The following is a 19,941-nucleotide window of genomic DNA, read 5'->3' as shown; positions in this document are numbered from 1 at the left end:
GGGTGGCTGAACGCCATCCACAGTCGGGCGGTGTGCATGGGGCCTCTCGGGCCCTTTTTTATTTGCCGAAACCAGAACTGACGAAGCCGCGCAAGGACCAGCGCATCCGGAGCAAGCCATGACCGACAACAGCCACGATCCGAACCAGATGACCGGCGCCGCGATGATCGTTCGCGCGCTGATCGATCATGGTGTCCAGCATATCTTCGGCTATCCCGGCGGCGCGGTGCTTCCGATCTATGACGAAATTTTCCAGCAGAGCGAGGTCGAGCATATCCTGGTGCGGCATGAACAGGGCGCCGGCCACGCCGCCGAGGGTTACGCGCGCTCGACCGGCAAGCCGGGCGTGGTGCTGGTGACCTCGGGTCCCGGCGCCACCAACATGGTGACGCCGTTGACGGACGCGCTGATGGACTCGATCCCGCTGGTGTGCATCACCGGCCAGGTTCCGACCCATCTGATCGGCAATGACGCGTTCCAGGAATGCGACACCGTCGGCATCACCCGGCCCAGCACCAAGCACAACTGGCTGGTGCGCGACGTCAACGACCTCGCAAAAGTGCTGCATGAGGCGTTCTACGTCGCGACCACGGGCCGTCCAGGCCCGGTCGTGGTCGATGTGCCCAAGGACGTGCAGTTCGCGACCGGCACCTACCACCCGCCGCGCAAGTCGGACGTGCATGTCTCCTATTCGCCGCGGATCAAGGGCGATGCGACGCAGATTCGCAAGGCGGTGGAGCTGCTCGCCGCCGCGAGGCGCCCGGTGATCTATTCCGGCGGCGGCGTCATCAATTCGGGGCTGGACGCCTCAAGACTGCTGCGCGAACTGGTCGAAGTGACGGGATTCCCGATCACCTCGACCCTGATGTGCCTTGGCGCTTATCCGGCATCGGGAAAAAATTGGCTCGGCATGCTCGGCATGCACGGCACCTTTGAGGCCAATATGGCGATGCATGATTGCGACGTCATGCTGTGCGTCGGCGCGCGTTTCGACGACCGCATCACCGGCCGGATCGACGCGTTCTCGCCGGGCTCGAAGAAGATCCACATCGATATCGATCCGTCCTCGATCAACAAGAACATCCGCATTGACGTCCCGATCATCGGCGACGCCGGCAACGTGCTGGGCGACCTGCTGCAGGTGTTCAGGGCGGAGGCGAAGAAGTCGGACATCAAGCCGTGGTGGCAGGAGATCGCCAAATGGCGCGCGCGCCATTCGCTGGCCTACAAGAAGAACAACGATATCATCCTGCCGCAATTCGCGATCGAGTGCCTGTTCGAGGCGACGCGCGGGCGCGACACCTACATCACGACCGAGGTCGGGCAGCATCAGATGTGGGCGGCGCAGTTCTTCGGTTTCGAGGAGCCGCACCGCTGGATGACCTCGGGCGGCCTCGGCACCATGGGCTACGGCCTGCCCGCGGCGCTGGGCGTCCAGGTTGCGCACCCGAACAGCCTCGTCATCGACATCGCCGGCGACGCCTCGGTGCAGATGACGATGCAGGAGATGTCGACGGCCATTCAGTACGAATTGCCGATCAAGATCTTCATCCTGAACAACCAGTACATGGGCATGGTGCGGCAGTGGCAGCAGCTCCTGCACGGCAACCGGCTGTCGCATTCCTACTCGGAAGCGTTGCCGGATTTTGTCAAGCTCGCCGACGCCTTCGGCTGTGTCGGTCTGCGGGCGGTCAAGCCCGGCGACCTCGACGGCGCGATCAAGGAGATGATCTCGGTCAAGCGTCCGGTGCTGTTCGATTGCCGGGTCGCGGCGCTGGAAAACTGTTTTCCGATGATCCCGTCCGGCAAGGCGCACAATGAAATGCTGCTGCCGGCGGAAGCCACCGACGAGGCCACCGCGTCGGCCTTTGCCGGCGGCAAGGCGCTGGTGTGAGATGGGAGGATCCGATGTTTGACCTCGGACAGCTCGAGCGCGCGCACCAGATCGTCGGTCGGGCGATGTCGCCGACGCCCGTGCATGCGTGGCCGCTGCTGGCCGAGCGGCTCGGTGCCGATGTCGTGGTCAAACACGAAAACCATACGCCGATTGGGGCCTTCAAGGTGCGCGGCGGGCTGGTTTACGTCGATCGCCTGAAGCGCGAACGGCCTGGCATTGCCGGGCTGATCTCGGCGACGCGCGGCAATCACGGGCAGAGCCTGGCGTTCGCGGCGCGCCGCCACGGCCTGCCGGTCACGATCTACGTGCCGCGCGGCAATTCGGTCGAGAAGAACCGCGCCATGCGGGCATTCGGTGCCGATCTGGTCGAGCACGGCGACGATTTCCAGGAGGCGCGCGAGGAAGCGGTTCGCCGGGCCGGTATCGCGGGACTTCACATGGTGCCGTCGTTCCATCCCGACCTGGTTCTGGGGGTCGCGACCTACGCGCTCGAACTGTTCGGAACAGCGCCGGATCTCGACATTCTCTATGTGCCGATCGGGCAGGGTTCCGGCATTTGCGGCTGCATCCTGGCGCGCGATCTGCTCGGCTTGAGAACGGAAATCGTCGGCGTGCAATCGACCGAGGCGCCGTCCTATGCGCTGTCGTTTGCGGCAGGCCACGTCGTGACCACCGAGACCTGCAACACGCTTGCCGACGGCATGGCCACACGCATCCCCGATTCGGATGCGCTTGCCATCATCCGCGAGGGCGCCTCGCGCATCGTGCAGGTCACCGACGATGAAGTCGGCGCCGCCATCCGCGCCTACTGGACCGACACCCACAATCTCGCAGAGGGCGCCGGCGCCGCCGCGCTCGCGGCCGCCTCGCAGGAGAAGAAGAAACTTCAAGGCCGGCGCGTCGGCCTGATCCTGAGCGGCGGCAACATCGATTTCGAGCTGTTTCGCCGCTGGATCATGCCGGAAGCAGCCGCTGTAGACAGGATAGCGGTGTGACGATGGCAGCGCTCCCGCAAGTTTTGCTGTCATCGTCCGGCTTGACCGGACGATCCAGTACGCCGCGGCCTGCCTGTTTTGTTTCAGGCGCCGGCGGTTACTGGATGCCCGCTGGAGCTTGTCATCGGGCGGCGCGATGCGCCGACCCGTTGGCGGGCATGACGAAGAAAATGAAGAGGGATCCAAGATGAACCAGCCCGCATCCGCCTATTTCCTGGAAGAGCGCCACGACCCGACCGAGTCGCACACGCTCTCGGTGCTCGTGCAGAACGAGCCGGGTGTGCTTGCGCGCGTGATCGGATTGTTCTCCGGGCGCGGCTACAATATCGAGAGTCTCACGGTCTCGGAGACCGAGAGCCAGAAACATCTCTCCCGCATCACCATCGTCACCACAGGCACGCCGATGGTGATCGAGCAGATCAAGCACCAGCTCGATCGCATGATCCCGGTCTACCGGGTCGTCGACATGACGCTCACCGGCCGCTCGATCGAGCGCGAGCTCGCGATGGTGAAGTTGCGCGGCCGCGGCGACAACCGCGTCGAGGCGCTGCAGCTGGCGGACGCCTTCCGTGCCCGCGTGATCGACGCCACCACCGAGAGCTTTGTGTTCGAGATCACGGGCAATTCCGCCAAGATCAGCCAATTCATCGACCTGATGCGCCCGCTCGGCCTTGTCGAGGTGTCGCGCACCGGGGTTGCCGCGATCGGGCGGGGGCCTGAAGGGATGTGAGCGATGCTGGCGCGCGACTGGTATTACACTCAACGGCGGCGGCCCGGGCTCGATTCCGCCGTCGCCTCGATCTACGACCGGCATGACGACAGCGACATCCGCGCCCGCGCGGCGCTGACCATGCTGGGGGTGCAGCGCGGCTGGCGGGTGGCCGATATCGGCTGCGGCAACGGCGTTCTGGCCTGCGAGGCGGCGCTGATGGGCGCTGAGGTCGACGCGGTCGATATTTCGCCGGCGATGCTGGCGCTGGCCAATATCTATGCCCGGGACCGCAAGGTCGCGATCCGCACCCAGTCGGCGGGATTGTTGAGCTTCGCCTATCAGCCGAATTCCTATGATCTGATCGTCAGCGAATTCACGCTGCATCATCTGCCGGATTTCTGGAAGGCGGTGGCGCTGTCGCGGATCTACAATGCGCTGAAGCCCGGCGCGAATTTCTATTTGCGCGATATCGTCTTCGTCAGCGTGCCCGATGGCGTGGAGCGCGACATCGAGGCGTGGGCCGATTTTTCCATCAAGAACCACGATTTCGAGCGTGACAGCGTCGTCACCCATATGCGCGACGAATACTCGACTTTCGGCTGGGTGATCGAGCGCATGCTGACGGACGTCGGCTTCACTTTGGTCTCGGTCAATTATCACGCGCCGCTGCACGGCACATATCTGTTGCGCAAACCGAAGCCGGACCGGCAGAGCTGGAAAAAATGAAACCGGCCGACGTCTGTATCGCCTTCACGGTGGCGGTGATCTGGGGACTTGCCTTCGTCGCCAGCCGGATCGCGCTCGACGAATTCTCGCCGGAGCTGATGACGACGCTGCGCTTTGCCATCGCCGCATTGCCGTGCCTGTTCCTGCGCAAGCCCGAGGTGTCGTGGCCGCTCCTGATCGCGATCAGTTTCACGCTGTTTCTCGGCCAGTTCCTGGCGCAGGCCTTTGCCATCGCCCATGGCGTGCCGGTCGGGCTGTCCAGCGTGATCGTGCAGAGTCAGGCGTTGTTCACCATTGCCTTCGCCGCGATCCTGTTCGGCGAATTGCCGACGCGGATGCAGACCATCGGCATCGGCATCGCCACGGCCGGCCTGCTGATGATCTGCGGCACCGTCGGCCTTGATTTCAGCCTCGGTGCCTTCGCCGTGCTGATGATCTGCCCGGTCAGCTTTGCGATCGGCAACCTGTTGCTGCGGCGGGCGCCGGGCGTGCGGATGTTCGACCTGTTCGCCTGGCTGTGCCTCGCCGCCGCGGTCCCGCTGTCGGCGCTGACGCTCCTCAGCAACGGGCCGCGGCCGACCTGGCAGGCGCTGTCGCAGATGTCGCTGACCGGCCTTGTCTGCGTGCTCTGCCTCGGCGGCGTCTCCACCAGCATCGCCTATTGGCTGTGGGGCCGGCTGCTGCGCGATTATCCGGCGGCGCAGGTGGTGCCGTTCGCGCTGCTGGTGCCGTTCGTCGGCTCGGCGGCGTCAAGCGTCTTGTTCGGCGAGACTTTTGGACCGCTGCGGCTGGCCGGCATGATCGCGGTGGTCGGCGGCATCGCCTTCATGCTGCTGTCGACACGTTCGCAAGACTCATCAAGACAAGTATTGCCCAAGATCGCCTGAGGCCGAGATGGCGCAATCGCTGCTGATGCCGCAGCGCGCCATGCAGAAACGGGTTTCCCCTTGGGCGAAAAATGCTCTAGACAACGCCGGAAATTCGCGGGCGACCGGCGGTCCTACCCACCTAACAGCCTGATTAACCGGCCGATTTTGGCCACCCATGAGGAAACGACCATGCGTGTTTATTACGATCGCGACGCCGACCTGAACCTGATCAAGGGCAAGAAGGTTGTCATCGTCGGCTATGGCAGCCAAGGCCACGCCCATGCGCTGAACCTGAAGGATTCCGGCGTCAAGGATGTCGCCATCGCGCTGCGCAAGGGCTCTGCCTCGGCCAAAAAGGCGGAAGCCGCCGGCTTCAAGGTGCTGGAAGTCGCCGAAGCCGCCAAATGGGCGGACCTCGTGATGATGCTCACCCCGGACGAATTGCAGGGGGATATCTATCGCGAGCACCTGCACGACAACATGAAGAAGGGCGCAGCCCTGGTGTTCGCGCATGGTCTCAACGTGCATTTCAACCTGCTCGACCCGCGCGCCGATCTTGACGTGCTGATGATCGCGCCGAAAGGTCCCGGCCACACCGTGCGCTCGGAATATCAGCGCGGCGGCGGCGTGCCCTGCCTGATCGCGATCGCCAAGGATGTCTCCGGCAATGCCCATGATCTGGGCTTAAGCTACGCCTCGGCGATCGGCGGCGGCCGCGCCGGCATCATCGAGACCTCGTTCAAGGAAGAATGCGAGACCGATCTGTTCGGCGAGCAGGTGGTGCTGTGCGGCGGCCTGGTCGAACTGATCAAGGGCGGCTTCGAGACGCTGGTGGAAGCCGGCTACGCGCCGGAGATGGCCTATTTCGAATGCCTGCACGAGGTGAAGCTGATCGTCGACCTGATCTATGAAGGCGGCATCGCCAACATGAACTACTCGATCTCCAACACCGCCGAATATGGCGAATATGTCACCGGCCCGCGCATCGTCACCGCGGAGACCAAGGCAGAGATGAAGCGCGTTCTCGCCGACATCCAGTCCGGCAGGTTCGCGCGCGACTGGATGCTGGAGAACAAGGTCAACCAGACCTCGTTCAAGGCGACCCGCGCCAAGCTCGCCACGCATCCGATCGAGGAAGTCGGCGTCAAGCTCCGCGACATGATGCCGTGGATCAAGAAGGGCGCCCTGGTGGACAAGACCAGGAACTAAGCCTCTGTCGGAACAACGGAAAATTAAACCTGCGCCGGCATGATCAAGGCGAGATCGCGGAAGCGGTCTCGCTTTTTTGTTGACCGAAACACAGCCACTTAATTCATATTCTTGACCACTGCCGGTCCGGCGAGATTGCCAGCACCCCCGCCAGACGGAACAAAGAACTGATGTCTCAGATGTATTCTTCGCTTGATGCAGCTCAAGTGAATTCTTGAGACGAGAATGCGTGATTTTTCAGATTCAAAGCGCCGTTACTTCATCTGTAATCGTGCATCTGGGCGAACCAGGACAAAGGCCCGATTACGGTCTGGCACCAAGAACTGAGATTTGATCCAGATTCTTGAGCGACGCTCTCTCCGACCAGCCGGCGAAGTGGCGGAGCCCTACTTCTCGAGCCGATTATGAACCTGCCAGAAACGCAGCGTGCGCCGGGCGGTTTCCAGGGACAGTTTGTTGTAGTCCTGCAAAGCAAGCTTCAGCGTTCGTTCGTCGATCGGGTGCCGGACCGGCCGTTTGCAAAGGATCGCTTCGACTGCCGCCCAATCCAGGCCGGCGGCCTTGCAGGGGATGAGGATGAGGTCGGACCGCGGTCCCTCCAGCAGCCGGGCCATCATTTCGGTCGGCGCATTGCCGAGCAGGGCGAGCGAGGCGGCCACCTCGTCGAACTTGCTGGCTTCGAGGAACTTGATGATGGCGGCTCCGTCCAGTTCGTTGTTTTCCCTGAGCAGCTTGACCAGCGCCTCGGCGGCACTGAAATCGCGTGCGTTCTCCCGCACCGCGCCGGCAATGGCCTTCAGGATCCGCTTGATCTCTTCCTGGAGTTCGGGCGGGGCCACCGCCGCCAGCCGCGCGCGCACGGCGTCGGTCGCGCGCCGCAACAGCTCGCGCAGGAATTTGAGCGGCAGGTCGACCCGAAGTCCGAGGATCTCGATCAGTTCGGCGTCCGCTTCCGAGCGCGCGACGATCTTGGAATAGCCGGTTTCGGAAAAGCGCGCGCCGGAGTTGTTGGCAAGCTTTCGAATGACGTTGCGTTCGCCGCGGTCGACGATCACGTCGGTTACGGCTTCCGGGAGGCTCGTCCGGCCTGAAATCGCCAGCAGGTGGTCCTGCCCTTTGCTGCTGGCGATCTCCACGAGGTCGGAGGTCCGCAGCCGGCTGGAGCTGGTCAGCACATTTCCGGCCACCGCGATGTCGTTGTCCCGTGCGAGGTGCTGAATGACTTCGAATGGCGCGTAGTCGAGCGGCGCCAGACGCGCGCCGAGTTCGGCCCTGGCCCGGCTCTCGACGCGGGAGACGAGAAGACACAATACGTCGTCGAAGACCTTGACCTGGTCTTCGCTGAGGCGTTCCCCGTCATGGAGGAAAAGATCGGTCACCTGCCGAAGCGTGCCGACGCGTTTCTCCGGCGAGCCGCTCCTGACCGCGTCTTCCAGTTCGGCGATGATCGAGTTGGCCGGCTGTTGCAGCATGTTGGACAGTCCTGGGCATTCCAAAGTCCGGAACCGGATCGTAACGGGGCTGCCTTTCGCTCGCGTTAAGCCGGGCCCCGTAGAATTACCGGGCGTGAGGTTAGGCAACTGTATTCATTCGTTTTTCGCGCGCGGGCGCACGAGACGATGGTTAATTCCGCGACAAGATTTGCGGTGACCTTGGCCTTCCTGTTGCGCTGCGACTCCACCGGCGGCGCGCGACCAATGGCCTGTAACAATCGCAAATCGCAGCGCCAGCTTCCGGTAACGGGGGCCGGCTGCTATCCTCCCGCCGCTCCAGAAAAAACTCGAAGAGGAAACTGTCCGGCGAAAGCCGCCACGCCTGGCCCGCACCAGAGGAGGCATTTCATGACGCGCAGCGCTAAGCACTTGTTCACGACGCTTGGACTTTCCGGACTGATCGTGGCCGCGGCCACCGTGTCGGCCGTCGCGCAGAAAAAATACGATACCGGCGTGACCGACACGGAAATCAAGATCGGCAACATCATGCCGTACAGCGGGCCGGCATCGGCCTACGGCATCATCGGCAAGACGATGAGCGCCTATTTCCGGATGATCAACGACAATGGCGGCGTCAACGGCCGCAAGATCAATTTCATCAGCTATGACGACGCCTACAGCCCGCCGAAGACGGTGGAGCAGGCGCGCAAGCTGGTCGAGAGCGACGAGGTGTTCCTGATTTTCGCGCCGCTCGGCACCGCCAGCAACGCGGCGATCCAGAAATACATGAACACGATGAGGGTGCCGCAACTGTTCGTCGCGACCGGCGCCTCGCGCTGGGGCGATCCCGAACACTTTCCCTGGACCATCGGCTGGCAGCCGAACTACCGCGCCGAGGCGCGGATCTATGCGACCTACGTTCTGCAGCATCATCCCAACGCCAAAATCGGGGTACTCTACCAGAACGACGATTTCGGCAAGGACTACGTGCTGGGTCTGAAGGACGTGCTGCGCGACAAGTACGACGGCATGATCGTCGCCAGCATACCCTACGAAATCAGCATGCCGACGGTGGATTCGCAGGTGGTGGCGATCAAGAGTGCCAACCCCGATATCTTCGTCAATATCGGCACGCCGAAATTCGCGGCGCAGGCGATCAAGAAGATTGCCGAACTCGGCTGGCATCCGATCCACATCATGACCAACGTGTCGGCCTCGGTCGGCGCGGTGCTGAAGCCCGCCGGCCTCGACAACGCCACCGGCATCCTGAGCGCCGGCTACCAGATGGACGTCACCGATCCGCAATGGGATTCCCATCCCGGCATGCAGAAATTCCGGGCGTTCATGGCAAAATATTATCCGGAAGCCGACAAGTCCGAGAGCGGGCCCCTTACCGGTTATAATCTATCGACGGCGCTGGTCGAGGTGCTGAAGCGCTGCGGCGACAATCTCACGCGCGAGCATGTCATGAAGGTGGTTGCGAACCTGGATTTCGTGATCGACACCTATATCCCCGGTATCCGCATCAAGACCTCGCCGACGGATTTCTATCCGATCGAACAGGTCCAGATGATGAAATTCACCGGCGAGAAATGGCAGTTGTTCGGCCCGGTGATCGACGGACACGCGGAATAGATGATCTTTTACCCTCTCCCCGTAGCAACGTGGAGAGGGAGCCCACCGTTGCCGTGTCTCGCCATACTCATTGCGCTTCACGCCATCCAGATTACATGAGCCCGGCGTCATCGGGGGCAAGCCATTCATGAAATCGGTCGTCATCACCGGCGCGTCGACCGGCATCGGCTGGGCCACCGCGAAACTGCTGCTCGATCGCGGATTTCGCGTGTTCGGCAGCGTGCGCAAGCAGGCCGACGCCGATCGCCTCAAGGGCGAGTTCGGCGGAAATTTCACGCCGCTGTTGTTTGACGTCACCGACGAGGCCGCGGTGCTGGCGGCGGCACGCGAGGTCCGCGCCGCGCTGAACGGCGAGACGCTGGCGGGTCTGGTCAACAATGCCGGCATCGCGGTGGCCGGCCCGGTGCTCGAGCTCGCCGCCGACGAGTTCCGCCGCCAGATGAACGTCAACGTCATTGGGCCGATCATCGCCACCCAGGCGTTCGGTCCGCTGCTCGGTTCCGATCCGTCGTTGAAGGGACCAAAGGGTCGCATCGTGATGGTCAGTTCGCTCGCCGGCAGGAACGGCAATCCGCTGATGTCGGCCTATTCGGCGTCGAAGCATGCGGTCGAGGGATTGTCCGAGAGCCTGCGCCGCGAAATGATGCTGTTCGGCATCGACGTCATCATCGTTGCCCCCGGCGCGGTGAAGACGCCGATCTGGAGCAAGGCCGACGAGGTGGACATTTCCGCCTACCGCAGCTCGCCGTTTTTTCCGGCGCTGCAACGGATTCGCAAGTTCATGATGCAACTCGGCGAAAACGGATTGCCGGCGGGGAAGATCGCCGCGACCATCGCCGAGGCGCTGACGTCGTCCCATCCGAGGGTGCGCTACCAGATCACGCCGGATCCGATGCGGCACCTGGTGGCGGCGGTCCTGCCCAAGCGGATGGTCGACCGGATTTTCGCCAGGCGCCTCGGGCTGATGCCGCCGGCTTGAGCCGTCCGATGCGGCGGGGTCATTTCGATTTCCATGCTGGCGTCCTTCGCGATCGCCGGCGACCAGGGCGCGGCACGGAGTCTTGGCCCTCGACAACGCGCGCGGCCCCACATGCGAGGCAAATTCATTGCGCGTTCATGACATTTACATTACGTTTTTATGACACGGTGCCGGTTCCGGCGGCGTCGTGCGTCTCCTGGTCGTCGCCAGCCAAGGCTTTGGCATCACGCCGGATAGTGTTGCGTCCAGCCCATGGCGCCCGCGCCCGATCCCGGTCCGTCCGCTACCGCCGTCGCCGGCGGCATCGCCTCGCTCGCCGTCTGGCGGCTGTTGGCCGTTGCCGCGCCGCATCTGGCGGCGCTGGCGATCATGGTTCAGACCGAAGCCGACTTCGGCGCGCGCACCTGCTTCGCCCTGGCTTGGGGCATTCTGAACTTCCTGTTCATCACGCTGCTGCGGCGCCCGGCGCTGTCGGGGGCGCTGTCGCTGACGCTGGTGGTGGTGCTGGTGCTGCTGTCGCGGCTCAAGCACGACGTCGTGCAGATGACCGCCAACTTCGTCGATCTGATGGTGATCGATCGCGACACCGCGGCGTTCCTGTTCACGATCTTCCCCAATCTGCGCTGGTCGGTGATCTCGGCGGCTCTCGTCACCATCCCCCTGATGTACGCGTTGTGGTGGCTGGATCCGTTCCGGATCCGCCGGCTGCCGGCTCTGACCTGCAAGCTGACGTGCCTGGCCGCCCTGGTCGGATACTCCTTCGCATGGCCGGATGAGGCCTGGCGCGGCTATTACGACGACGGCTATCTGTCGAAATTTGCCCGCTCCGGCGTCACCGCGGTATCCGACTTCATCAACTACGGCTTCATGGAATCGGACGCGGTTGCCACCGGGCATCTCAAGGTGCCGCTGGTGGATTCCTGCCATCCGGCCGGGCGGCGGCCGAACATCATCATGGTCCATGACGAGTCGAGCTTCGATATTCGCGAGGCCCGGGGCATCAAGGTGCCGCCGGGCTATGGCAGCCATTTCAAGTCGTTCGACGGCAAGGCGCGGAAGTTCCTGGCGGAGAGCAATGGCGGGCCGAGCTGGTTCACCGAATACAACGTGCTCGCCGGCCTTTCCTCGCGCTCGTTCGGCCGGTTTTCCTACTTCGTGACCCGCATCGCATCGGGGCGGGTCGAGCGCGGCCTGCCGCTGGCGCTGCGCCGCTGCGGCTACCAGACGGTCTCGCTGTATCCGGCCTATGGCGCGTTCATGGGCGCGCGGGGTTTCCAGACCACGACCGGCATCCAGCGCTTCTATGACGCCCATGATCTCGGCGCGAGGGACGTGGAGCCCGACAGTTTCTTCTACGACAAGGCGCTGCAACTGATATCGGCGCAGGCGCCGGGCACGCCGCTGTTCGCCTTCGTCTATCTCGCCGCCAACCATTTTCCGTGGGAGACGCGGTTCCGGCCGGACCTGATGCCGTTCTGGCGCAAGCCCGGCAACGATCCGTCGGTCGACGAATATCTGCGCCGGCAGGCGATGAGCGCCGAGCACTACGCCGCCTTCATCGCCGGGCTGAAGAAGAAATTCGCAGACCAGCCGTTCCTGATCGTCCGTTACGGCGATCATCAGCCGGAATTCTCGCCGCACATTCTCGATCCGGAACTCGACGAGGCCGGAATCGGCAAGAAGCTGATGAATTACGATCCGCGCTATTACGCGACCTATTACGCGATCGATGCCGTCAACTTCGAGCCGGTGAAAAGCCCCGCCGTGATGGACACGATCGACGCGGCCTATCTGCCGCTGGTGATCCAGGAGGCCGCCGGCATCCCGCTCGATCCCTCGTTCGAGGAGCAGAAGAGCATCATGCTGCGCTGTAACGGCCTGTTCTACGACTGCGGGAATGGCGCCGAGGCCCGCCGCTTCAACCGGCTCTTGATCGATGCCGGGATGATCAAGGGATTGTAGGATTCGTCCTTGCGAGGAGCAACTTGTCCGCCGTAGCTCAACGAGCGAAGGCGGAAGCGACGTAGCAATCCAGTCTTTCCTCGCGGCACTATGGAATCTTCGCCTCGATCGCAATGACGAGAAAAGGCATCTGCTACTTTCCGACCTTCTCCCACAGCCAGCGCGCCACCGCATCCGGCGACGACGCGGCGTCGTTGCCTGCCGCGCGCAAATTGGCCTCGCGCATGATGGCGATATTGATGCTGCCGAGCAGCGATTGCAGCGCCGTGCGCAGCGCCTGATCGGCGGCCCGCCGCGGCGCCAGCAGCACGATGGCGTCGTAGGGCGGGATCGCGTGCCTGACGTCGTCGAGCACCACCAGATCGTATTTAGCGATCAGCCCGTCGCTGGTGTAGCCGGCGATCACGTCGACCTCGCCGGAGGCGACCGCGGCGTACATGAAATCCGGCTGCATCTGCCGCTGCGCGCGAAACGACAGCCCGTAGCTTTTCCGCAAGCCCGCCCATTCCGGGCGCGAGAAGAATTCATAGTCCGCCGCCATCGACATCGTTGCCGCATGCGGGACGAGATCGGCGATCGAGCGGATGCCGAGCGCTTCGGCGCGCTTGCGCGGCATCACCAGCGCATAGGCGTTCTCGAAGCCGAGCTGCCCGAGCAGGGTGATGTTCTGCTGCGCCAGCGTCGCCTGCAACCCGGCAAGCAATGCCGCGCGCGGCGGGATATCGCTGTGGCGAAACTGGTTGAGCCAGAGCGTGCCGGAATAATCGACATAGACGTCGACGTCGTTGGAGGCGAGCGCGTCGAAAATCACGTTGGAGCCGAGGCCCTCGCGCGCAGTGGCGGATAATCCGGCCGCCTTCAGCCGCTGCGCGATCAGCGCCGACAGCACATATTGCTCGGTGAAGGTTTTTGCGCCGACAATATAGCTTGTCGAGGAGCGCGACACGGCCGGCACCAGCGTGGCCGCGACCAGGGCCGCGATGCCGATGCCGCCGAGCGCGGTGCGAACGCGGCTGCGGTTGCGCAGGCCGATTTCGATCAGCGCCAGCAACTGATCGACCGCGAGCGCCAGCGCGGCGGCGGCGAGGCAGCCGAACAGCACGAATACCCAGTTCTGGGTTTGCAGGCCGGCGAAAATATAATTGCCGAGGCTGGTCTGGCCGATCGGCGTCGACAGCGTCGCGGTGCCGATCACCCAGACCGCCGCGGTGCGGATGCCCGCCATCATCACCGGCAATGCCAGCGGCAATTCGACGGTGAACAGCGACTGGCGCGGTGTCATGCCGACGCCTTGGGCTGCTTCCAGGATCGCGGCGTCGACGCCGGCAAGCCCGGTGATGGTGTTGCGCAGCACCGGCAGCATGGAATAGAGCGCCAGCGCCAGCACGGCGGGCAGGAATCCGAAGGCGGAAAAGCCGAACCCGAACCACGACAGCGACAGCGCCGCGAGCGCCAGCAGCAGCGGGTAGAACAGCGCGAGCAGGGCCAGCCCCGGCACCGTCTGCACGATAGAGGCAAGCCCGAGCAGCGCGCCGCGCAGCAGCGGCCGGTTGCGCGCGATGATCGCGAGCGGAAGGCTGACGAGGAGGCCGAGCGCCAGCGCCGCGACGCTGACCCGCACATGATTGCCGAGATAGTCCGGCAAATGCGCCAACGCCTCGCTCCAGCGCGGATCGGAGAACAGGCTCATGCGGTGCCTTCCCGCGGCAATAATGCTGCGAGCCGTTCGGCCTGTCGTCGTGGCGTGCGCAGCAATTCGCCGACGTAGGGATCGCCGCTGTCGGAGAGTTCGGCCGGCGTGCCCTGCGCGAGCAGCCGCCCGCCGCGCATCACCGCGACGCGGTCGGCGAGCAGGATCGCCTCGGTCATGTCATGGGTGATCATGATGGTCGTCAGTCCGAGCTTGCGATGCAGCGCACGATAGTCGTCGCCGAGCGCGTCGCGGGTCAGGGGATCGAGCGCGCCGAACGGCTCGTCCATCAGCACGATGCGCGGTTTCGCCGCCAGCGCACGGACGACGCCGACGCGCAGGCGCTGGCCGCCGGAGAGTTCATGCGGCAGCCGCTCGCGATGTTGGGCGCGGTCGAGCCGCACCAGATCGAGCAGCTCGTCCACCCGCGCGGAAATCTCGGCCGAAGGCGCGCCGAGCAGCCTTGGGGTGACGCCGATATTGCCGGCGACGCTGAGATGCGGAAACAGCCCGCCGCTCTGGAACACATAGCCGATGCGCCGGCGCAGCAGAATCGGATCGACCTGCCGCACGTCTTCGCCCTCGACCGTGATGGCGCCGCTGTCGGCCTCGATCAGCCGGTTGGCAAGCCGCAGCAGCGTGGTCTTGCCCGAGCCCGAGCCGCCGACGATGGCGAGGAACTCGCCCGCGGCGACCGCGAGCGAGACGTCGTCGACCGCCACCACGCGCGCCGCGCCGCGGCCGCCGTCAAAGCTCTTGCCGACATGCGCATAGGCGATCAGCGGCGTGGACGGCATTCGGTGTGGCCTCGGCTCTTAACTCTCCCCGGCGGGCATAGTGATAGCCGATAAATCGGCCGGTTGCGAGCTGAGCGCCTGTTATGCCGGCCGAACTCCGCGAATGGACGAAGCTCCGCAAATCTCCGCAATAGGCGACATCCCACCAGGAAAGGCTGCGATGCTGGCTGCCGTTGATCTGGATCAAGGAGATCACACCCGGATTGACTAAACCTCAAAACAATTTCCGCCAGGAGTACAGCATGCGCGGCAAGGTCCTCGTTTCAGCGAACGAACTGTCCGATATGCTGAAAACCGAATCGGCGGTTCTCATCGACACCCGCGACCCGACGATTTATGCCGAAGCGCACATCCCGGGCGCCGTCAATTTACGCGAAGTCTTCACATATCTGGCGACGTCAACGCCGGAGGGCGTGAAGGCGCTGAGAGAAACCTTTGCCACCGCCTTCGGCAAGGCCGGCCTCGGCGGCGGCGAAACCGCCGTGATCTATGAACAGTCGATGAGTACGGGATTTGGCCAGTCGTGCCGCGGATACGTGCTGCTGCGTTCCCTGGGTTATCCCAGGATCAGCGTGCTTCATGGCGGGTATGCCGCATGGATGGCCGCGGGATTGCCAAGCACCCCGGCGGTTCCTGCACCAGCCGAAAAGACCTTTCCCGTTGATCCCAGGGAGACCCGGATTCTCGTCGATCTGGATGCGATGAGGTCGGCGGTCAGGGACTCGCGGATCATCAAGCTGGATGTCCGTGATGTCGATGAATGGATTGGCGAGAGCTCATCGCCCTACGGGAAAGATTTCTGCCCGCGCAAGGGGAGGATCCCGGGTTCGGTGTGGATCGAATGGTACAGAATGATGAAGCCTACTCCCGTTGGCCCCATGTTCAAATCGCCGGCGGAAATTCTCGCGGAGTGCGCTACCGTGGGCATCACGCCGGACACGCCCGTCATCATCTACTGTTTCAAGGGCGCGCGGGCATCGAACACCTTCGTTGCGCTGGAAGAGGCCGGCATCAGGAATGTTGGCATCTACTTCGGCTCGTGGAATGAATGGTCTCGCGATCCGTCGCTGCCGATCGAAGAAGGCTTGCCCTATCCGGTATCGAGATTGGCAGCGTGACGCCGTCGCTGGTCACGCTGCAACGGACGCTTCGGGTCAATCGCTACCGAAAATGGTTTGTCCACGCGGCGCCCCCGAATCGTGACTCGTGGCTGCGATGAAGAGCCTGTTTATTGTCAATGATCCGCCCTATGGTACAGAGCGCGTATATAATGCCCTGAGGCTTGCGCACGCTCTCGTGAAAAGAGAGCCATCGATGCAGGTGACGATCTTTTTGATGGCGGATGCCGTGCTCGCGGGTAAGGCTCAGCAGAAAACGCCCGACGGCTATTACAACATCGAGCGGATGCTGAAGCGCGTTGTCGGCAGCAAAGGCGTGGTGCTTTTGTGCGGCACGTGCATGGACGCGCGCGGCATGAGTGAAACCGAATTGATCGACGGTGCACGCCGTAGCTCGATGGACGAACTCGCCGGGGCAACAGTCGAAGCCGATAGAGTCCTGGTATTCTGATCCGTTGCGAGGCGATTGTCCGGGTTGGGGAGGCGTGATCGGTGAGATCGTCCATCCCGTAAGGGCATCCTGCCTGGCGCGATGCTTTCCGAGCTTCCCTCTCCAGGGGAGGCGAGAGATCAACAACCACGCCACAGCGCCGCGTTGAACTTATCCCTGGCAACCGCTAAGGCATGATCCAAGGCGGGAGGGAACACGGTGGACACGGCAAAGCCGATGGCGGTCGCGCTGGACGACGCGACGGTGGCGTTTCGGCTGGCCGATGCGCGCCTCTACACCGCGGTCGAGAAGGCCCGGCTTGCCGTCGAGCATGGCGAGTTCGTCGCCATTGTCGGCCCCACGGGATGCGGAAAATCCACGCTGCTCAACGTCGCCGCCGGCCTGCTCAGGCCGGCATCGGGATCGGTCAGGATATTCGATGCTCCGCTGACCGGCCTGAACCGCGATGCCGGCTATCTGTTCCAGGCCGACGCGCTTTTCCCCTGGAAGACCGCGATCGACAATGTCGCGATCGGGCTCGAGATCAAGGGCGCGCCGCGCGCGCAGGCGCTGGAACGCGCGCGGGGCTGGCTCACTTCCGTGGGCCTTGGCGCCTTCGCCAACCGTTATCCGCATATGCTCTCGGGCGGGCAGCGCAAGCGCGTCGGGTTGGCGCAGGTCCTGATCCGCGATCCAAAAATCCTGCTGATGGACGAGCCGTTCGGGCCGCTCGACGCCCAGACCCGGCAGATCATGGGCAATCTGCTGCTTCAGCTGTGGAGCGCCGACCGCAAGGCGGTGCTGTTCGTCACCCATGATCTGGAAGAGGCGATTGCGCTGGCCGACCGCGTGGTGATCATGTCGGCCGGGCCAGCCGCGCGCATCATCGGGGACTGGAAGGTGGAGCTCGCCCGGCCGCGCGATAGTTCGGAAGTCCGCATGGAAAAGGAGTTTCATGAGCTGCACCGGGAAATCTGGGGCGTGCTGAAGGACGAGGTGATGAAGGGCTACGCGCAGTCGTCCCAGGTGGCGAGGGCCGACTGATGTCGCGTCCGACGCTTCTGTTGCTGCAATTGCTGGTCGCGGTCGTCGCGCTGGCGCTCTGGCAGCTGCTTGCCACCGTGCCGGTGTTCGGCCGCGTGCTGCTGCCGCCGTTCTTCTTCTCCAATCCGGTCGACGTCGGCAGCCAGATCGTCGACTGGTTTTATAGCGGCGTGATCTGGAAGCATCTTCTGATCACGCTGTGGGAGTCGGTCCTGGCCTTCGTCATCGGCTCGCTCGGCGGCGTCATGGTCGGCTTCTGGTTCGCGCGCCAGCCGCGCGTCGCCGCGGTATTCGATCCCTATGTGAAGATGGTCAACGCGCTGCCGCGCGTGGTGCTGGCGCCGATCTTCACGCTCTGGCTCGGGCTCGGCATCTGGTCCAAGGTCGCGCTCGGCGTCACCCTGGTGTTCTTCATTGTGTTCTTCAATGTCTATCAGGGCGTCAAGGAAGTAAGCCCCACGGTGCTGGACAACGGCCGCATGCTCGGCATGAGCGAGCGGCAATTGACACGGCACGTTTACTGGCCATCGGCGCTGTCGTGGATGTTCTCGTCGCTGCATACGTCGGTCGGCTTCGCCGTGGTCGGCGCCGTGGTCGGCGAGTATCTGGGCTCGGCGGCGGGACTCGGTTACCTGATCCAGCAGGCCGAAGGGGTGTTCGACGTCGCCGCGGTTTTCGCCGGCATGTTCGTGCTGTCGGCCTTCGTGATCCTGATCGACATGGCGGTGACGGTCGTGGAGCGGCGGCTTTTGATCTGGCGGCCGGCCGCGGCGGAGGGCAGGGGATAGAACTCTCAGCCGTCATTGCGAGCGCAAGCGAAGCAATCCATGCCGCCACGCAAAGAAAGACTGGATTGCTTCGTCGCCGCGCTCCTCGCAATGACGGCGAAGAGTCCCGGAAAACTCGCCTTCTCAACGCACGCGTGCTGCTTTATCTTGCCGGCAACGGAATGGAGATAATCATGAAGAAGTTGTTCGGCAGGCTGGCCGGCACGCTGCTGGCCCTGGCGCTCACGTCAGGTCTTGCCGCGGCGCAAAGCAAGGTCACGATCGCGGTCGGCGGCGGTTCCTGCCTGTGCTATTTGCCGACGGTGCTGGCCAGGCAGCTCGGCGAATACGACAAGGCCGGCCTTGCCGTCGAACTGGTCGATCTCAAGGGCGGCTCGGACGCGCTCAAGGCCGTGCTTGGCGGCAGTGCCGACGTGGTGTCCGGCTATTTCGACCATTGCGTCAATCTCGCCGCCAGGAAGCAGGAGCTGGTCTCCTTCGTGGTCTATGACCGCTATCCTGGCCTCGTGCTGGTGGTATCGCCCTCGCACACCAGCGAGATCAACTCGATCAAGGATCTCGCCGGAAAGAAGGTCGGCGTCAGCGCGCCGGGTTCCTCGACCGATTTCTTCCTGAAATATCTCCTGAAGAAAAATGGCCTCGATCCGACCAGCGCCGCCGTCATCGGCGTCGGCCTCGGCGGCACCGCGGTCGCGGCGATGGAGCAGGGTCAGATCGACGCCGCCGTCATGCTCGATCCGTCGGTCACGGTGCTGCAGGGCAGCCATCCCGACCTGAAGATCCTCAGCGACACCCGCACCCAGAAGGACACGCTCGCGGTGTTCGGCGGCGAGTATCCGGGCGGTTCGCTGTACAGCACCATGGCATGGGTCACCTCGCATGAAAAGGAAGTGCAGGCGCTGGCTAATGCGATCGTGAACACGCTGGCCTGGATTCATTCGCATTCGCCCGAGGAGATCATGGCGAAGATGCCGGAGGAAACGGTCGGCAAGAACAAGGAGCTTTATCTGGCGGCGCTGAAGAACACGATCCCGATGTATTCGGAGACCGGGAAGATGGATCCCAGAGGCGCCGACGCAGTGCTGGCCGTGTTCAGCGAAAGCTCGCCGGAAGTCGCCAAGGCCAACATCGATGTCAGCAAGACCTGGACCAACAGATATGTCGACCAGGCCAGGAAGACCACGGGGTTGAATGCAAAGTAGCGTATCGCGATGAATGGCATGACGCCGCCGCTCATTCATCGCGTCACCTCGTTCGATCTGGCGGTGCAGCCATGGGCGTGGCCGTTCGCCGCGACCAGGCGCGCGGAGATCGATGCGCATTTCGCGTCGCAGCAGCGTGAGAGGCCGAAAATGTGGAACGGCCGCGTCCTGTTGGGACGCCATCCGGTGTTTTCCGGCGAACGTTTCAGCGCCAGCTATTTCGAGACCGATTTCGCCAGTTTTCTGGCGTGGCGCGACTGGGGTTTTCCGGACAAGGACGTGTTCAACGGGTTCGGGATGGGCGCGCTGCTTTCCAGCGACGGCGCGTTCGTGCTTGGTGAAATGGGCCAGCATACGGCGAACGCCGGCCGCGTCTATTTCCCGTCCGGCACGCCCGATCCCGGCGATGTCAGGGGCGATAAGCTCGATATCGACGGCAGCGTCGGGCGCGAGGT

At 63.6% G+C, this 19,941-nt stretch carries 17 protein-coding genes and 1 pseudogene; 15 read left to right on the top strand and 3 right to left on the bottom strand.

Annotation, left to right across the window (positions count from 1 at the left end; genetic code table 11):
- Nucleotides 1-118: 118 nt before the first annotated feature.
- The 6 genes from WCE35_RS07270 to ilvC all read left to right on the top strand — a co-directional run bounded on the left by WCE35_RS07270 (nt 119) and on the right by ilvC (nt 6,408).
- Entirely contained in the window at nt 119-1,894 is a 1,776-nt protein-coding gene (locus tag WCE35_RS07270) for an acetolactate synthase 3 large subunit (protein ID WP_424592668.1), read from the top strand.
- Nucleotides 1,895-1,908: 14 nt separating this feature from the next.
- Nucleotides 1,909-2,892 (top strand): threonine dehydratase, encoded by a 984-nt coding sequence (locus WCE35_RS07265; protein ID WP_424592667.1) that lies wholly within the window; start codon nt 1,909-1,911, stop codon nt 2,890-2,892.
- Between the two features lie 187 nt (nt 2,893-3,079).
- On the top strand, nt 3,080-3,622 hold the full coding sequence (gene ilvN / locus WCE35_RS07260; RefSeq protein WP_424592666.1) for an acetolactate synthase small subunit: 543 nt from the start codon (nt 3,080-3,082) through the stop codon (nt 3,620-3,622).
- 3 nt (nt 3,623-3,625) lie between these two features.
- Nucleotides 3,626-4,330 carry a class I SAM-dependent methyltransferase gene (locus WCE35_RS07255; RefSeq protein WP_424592665.1) on the top strand — a complete coding sequence of 235 codons (705 nt, stop codon included), beginning with the start codon at nt 3,626-3,628 and terminating at the stop codon, nt 4,328-4,330.
- The gene (locus WCE35_RS07250; protein ID WP_424592664.1) at nt 4,327-5,217 is read left to right on the top strand and encodes an EamA family transporter; all 891 of its coding nucleotides are present in this window, start codon (nt 4,327-4,329) and stop codon (nt 5,215-5,217) included. The genes WCE35_RS07255 and WCE35_RS07250 overlap by 4 nt, the downstream gene beginning before the upstream one ends.
- A 171-nt stretch (nt 5,218-5,388) precedes the next feature.
- Nucleotides 5,389-6,408: a ketol-acid reductoisomerase gene (gene ilvC / locus WCE35_RS07245; RefSeq protein WP_424592663.1), complete on the top strand. Its 1,020-nt coding sequence runs from the start codon at nt 5,389-5,391 to the stop codon at nt 6,406-6,408.
- 386 nt (nt 6,409-6,794) lie between these two features.
- Here the strand turns inward: ilvC and WCE35_RS07240 are convergent, their stop codons facing one another.
- Nucleotides 6,795-7,880 carry a DUF2336 domain-containing protein gene (locus WCE35_RS07240; protein ID WP_424592662.1) on the bottom strand — a complete coding sequence of 362 codons (1,086 nt, stop codon included), beginning with the start codon at nt 7,878-7,880 and terminating at the stop codon, nt 6,795-6,797.
- A 369-nt stretch (nt 7,881-8,249) separates the two neighbouring features.
- Here WCE35_RS07240 and WCE35_RS07235 point away from each other — a divergent pair, with 369 nt between their 5' ends.
- The 3 genes from WCE35_RS07235 (at nt 8,250) to WCE35_RS07225 (ending at nt 12,417) form a co-directional block, all read left to right on the top strand.
- On the top strand, nt 8,250-9,476 hold the full coding sequence (locus WCE35_RS07235) for an ABC transporter substrate-binding protein (protein ID WP_424592661.1): 1,227 nt from the start codon (nt 8,250-8,252) through the stop codon (nt 9,474-9,476).
- Nucleotides 9,477-9,603: 127 nt separating this feature from the next.
- Entirely contained in the window at nt 9,604-10,455 is an 852-nt protein-coding gene (locus tag WCE35_RS07230) for an SDR family oxidoreductase (RefSeq protein ID WP_424592660.1), read from the top strand.
- 252 nt (nt 10,456-10,707) lie between these two features.
- Entirely contained in the window at nt 10,708-12,417 is a 1,710-nt protein-coding gene (locus WCE35_RS07225; RefSeq protein WP_424592659.1) for a sulfatase-like hydrolase/transferase, read from the top strand.
- Nucleotides 12,418-12,550: 133 nt separating this feature from the next.
- Here WCE35_RS07225 and WCE35_RS07220 read toward each other — a convergent pair whose 3' ends face one another.
- Both WCE35_RS07220 and WCE35_RS07215 read right to left on the bottom strand, forming a co-directional pair.
- Complete coding sequence (locus tag WCE35_RS07220; RefSeq protein WP_424592658.1) at nt 12,551-14,107, bottom strand: ABC transporter permease/substrate-binding protein; 1,557 nt, start codon at nt 14,105-14,107, stop codon at nt 12,551-12,553.
- Complete coding sequence (locus WCE35_RS07215; RefSeq protein ID WP_424592657.1) at nt 14,104-14,904, bottom strand: ATP-binding cassette domain-containing protein; 801 nt, start codon at nt 14,902-14,904, stop codon at nt 14,104-14,106. Before WCE35_RS07215 ends, WCE35_RS07220 begins: the two co-directional genes overlap by 4 nt.
- A 242-nt stretch (nt 14,905-15,146) precedes the next feature.
- On the opposite strand from WCE35_RS07215, the gene WCE35_RS07210 reads away from it, so the two are divergent.
- The 6 genes and pseudogenes from WCE35_RS07210 to WCE35_RS07185 form a co-directional block, all read left to right on the top strand.
- Complete coding sequence (locus tag WCE35_RS07210) at nt 15,147-16,022, top strand: sulfurtransferase (RefSeq protein ID WP_424592679.1); 876 nt, start codon at nt 15,147-15,149, stop codon at nt 16,020-16,022.
- Between the two features lie 97 nt (nt 16,023-16,119).
- On the top strand, nt 16,120-16,473 hold the full coding sequence (locus WCE35_RS07205) for a DsrE/DsrF/TusD sulfur relay family protein (RefSeq protein ID WP_424592656.1): 354 nt from the start codon (nt 16,120-16,122) through the stop codon (nt 16,471-16,473).
- Nucleotides 16,474-16,689: 216 nt separating this feature from the next.
- A complete protein-coding gene (locus tag WCE35_RS07200) occupies nt 16,690-17,496 on the top strand; it encodes an ABC transporter ATP-binding protein (RefSeq protein ID WP_424592678.1) in 807 nt (268 codons plus the stop codon).
- On the top strand, nt 17,496-18,284 hold the full coding sequence (locus WCE35_RS07195; protein WP_424592655.1) for an ABC transporter permease: 789 nt from the start codon (nt 17,496-17,498) through the stop codon (nt 18,282-18,284). The genes WCE35_RS07200 and WCE35_RS07195 overlap by 1 nt, the downstream gene beginning before the upstream one ends.
- A gap of 173 nt (nt 18,285-18,457) precedes the next feature.
- The gene (locus WCE35_RS07190; RefSeq protein WP_424592654.1) at nt 18,458-19,486 is read left to right on the top strand and encodes an ABC transporter substrate-binding protein; all 1,029 of its coding nucleotides are present in this window, start codon (nt 18,458-18,460) and stop codon (nt 19,484-19,486) included.
- Between the two features lie 18 nt (nt 19,487-19,504).
- A pseudogene (locus tag WCE35_RS07185) lies at nt 19,505-19,941 on the top strand (NUDIX hydrolase); the annotation flags it as partial.

The sequence above is a fragment of the Bradyrhizobium sp. genome (assembly GCF_049691595.1).
Taxonomy (GTDB): domain Bacteria; phylum Pseudomonadota; class Alphaproteobacteria; order Rhizobiales; family Xanthobacteraceae; genus Bradyrhizobium.
Note: the sequence above shows the minus strand (reverse complement) of the source record. Positions and strands in the feature narration are given on the sequence as shown.

Bases quoted from the DNA above. Each gene is read 5' to 3' on its own strand.
- ilvN (WP_424592666.1), top strand. From the start codon at position 3,080: ATGAACCAGCCCGCATCCGCCTATTTCCTGGAAGAGCGCCACGACCCG.
- WCE35_RS07265 (WP_424592667.1), top strand. From the start codon at position 1,909: ATGTTTGACCTCGGACAGCTCGAGCGCGCGCACCAGATCGTCGGTCGG.
- WCE35_RS07240 (WP_424592662.1), bottom strand. From the start codon at position 7,880: ATGCTGCAACAGCCGGCCAACTCGATCATCGCCGAACTGGAAGACGCG.
- WCE35_RS07250 (WP_424592664.1), top strand. From the start codon at position 4,327: ATGAAACCGGCCGACGTCTGTATCGCCTTCACGGTGGCGGTGATCTGG.
- WCE35_RS07255 (WP_424592665.1), top strand. From the start codon at position 3,626: ATGCTGGCGCGCGACTGGTATTACACTCAACGGCGGCGGCCCGGGCTC.
- ilvC (WP_424592663.1), top strand. From the start codon at position 5,389: ATGCGTGTTTATTACGATCGCGACGCCGACCTGAACCTGATCAAGGGC.
- WCE35_RS07190 (WP_424592654.1), top strand. From the start codon at position 18,458: ATGAAGAAGTTGTTCGGCAGGCTGGCCGGCACGCTGCTGGCCCTGGCG.
- WCE35_RS07230 (WP_424592660.1), top strand. From the start codon at position 9,604: ATGAAATCGGTCGTCATCACCGGCGCGTCGACCGGCATCGGCTGGGCC.
- WCE35_RS07210 (WP_424592679.1), top strand. From the start codon at position 15,147: ATGCGCGGCAAGGTCCTCGTTTCAGCGAACGAACTGTCCGATATGCTG.
- WCE35_RS07205 (WP_424592656.1), top strand. From the start codon at position 16,120: ATGAAGAGCCTGTTTATTGTCAATGATCCGCCCTATGGTACAGAGCGC.
- WCE35_RS07200 (WP_424592678.1), top strand. From the start codon at position 16,690: ATGGCGGTCGCGCTGGACGACGCGACGGTGGCGTTTCGGCTGGCCGAT.
- WCE35_RS07270 (WP_424592668.1), top strand. From the start codon at position 119: ATGACCGACAACAGCCACGATCCGAACCAGATGACCGGCGCCGCGATG.
- WCE35_RS07225 (WP_424592659.1), top strand. From the start codon at position 10,708: ATGGCGCCCGCGCCCGATCCCGGTCCGTCCGCTACCGCCGTCGCCGGC.
- WCE35_RS07220 (WP_424592658.1), bottom strand. From the start codon at position 14,107: ATGAGCCTGTTCTCCGATCCGCGCTGGAGCGAGGCGTTGGCGCATTTG.
- WCE35_RS07215 (WP_424592657.1), bottom strand. From the start codon at position 14,904: ATGCCGTCCACGCCGCTGATCGCCTATGCGCATGTCGGCAAGAGCTTT.
- WCE35_RS07195 (WP_424592655.1), top strand. From the start codon at position 17,496: ATGTCGCGTCCGACGCTTCTGTTGCTGCAATTGCTGGTCGCGGTCGTC.
- WCE35_RS07235 (WP_424592661.1), top strand. From the start codon at position 8,250: ATGACGCGCAGCGCTAAGCACTTGTTCACGACGCTTGGACTTTCCGGA.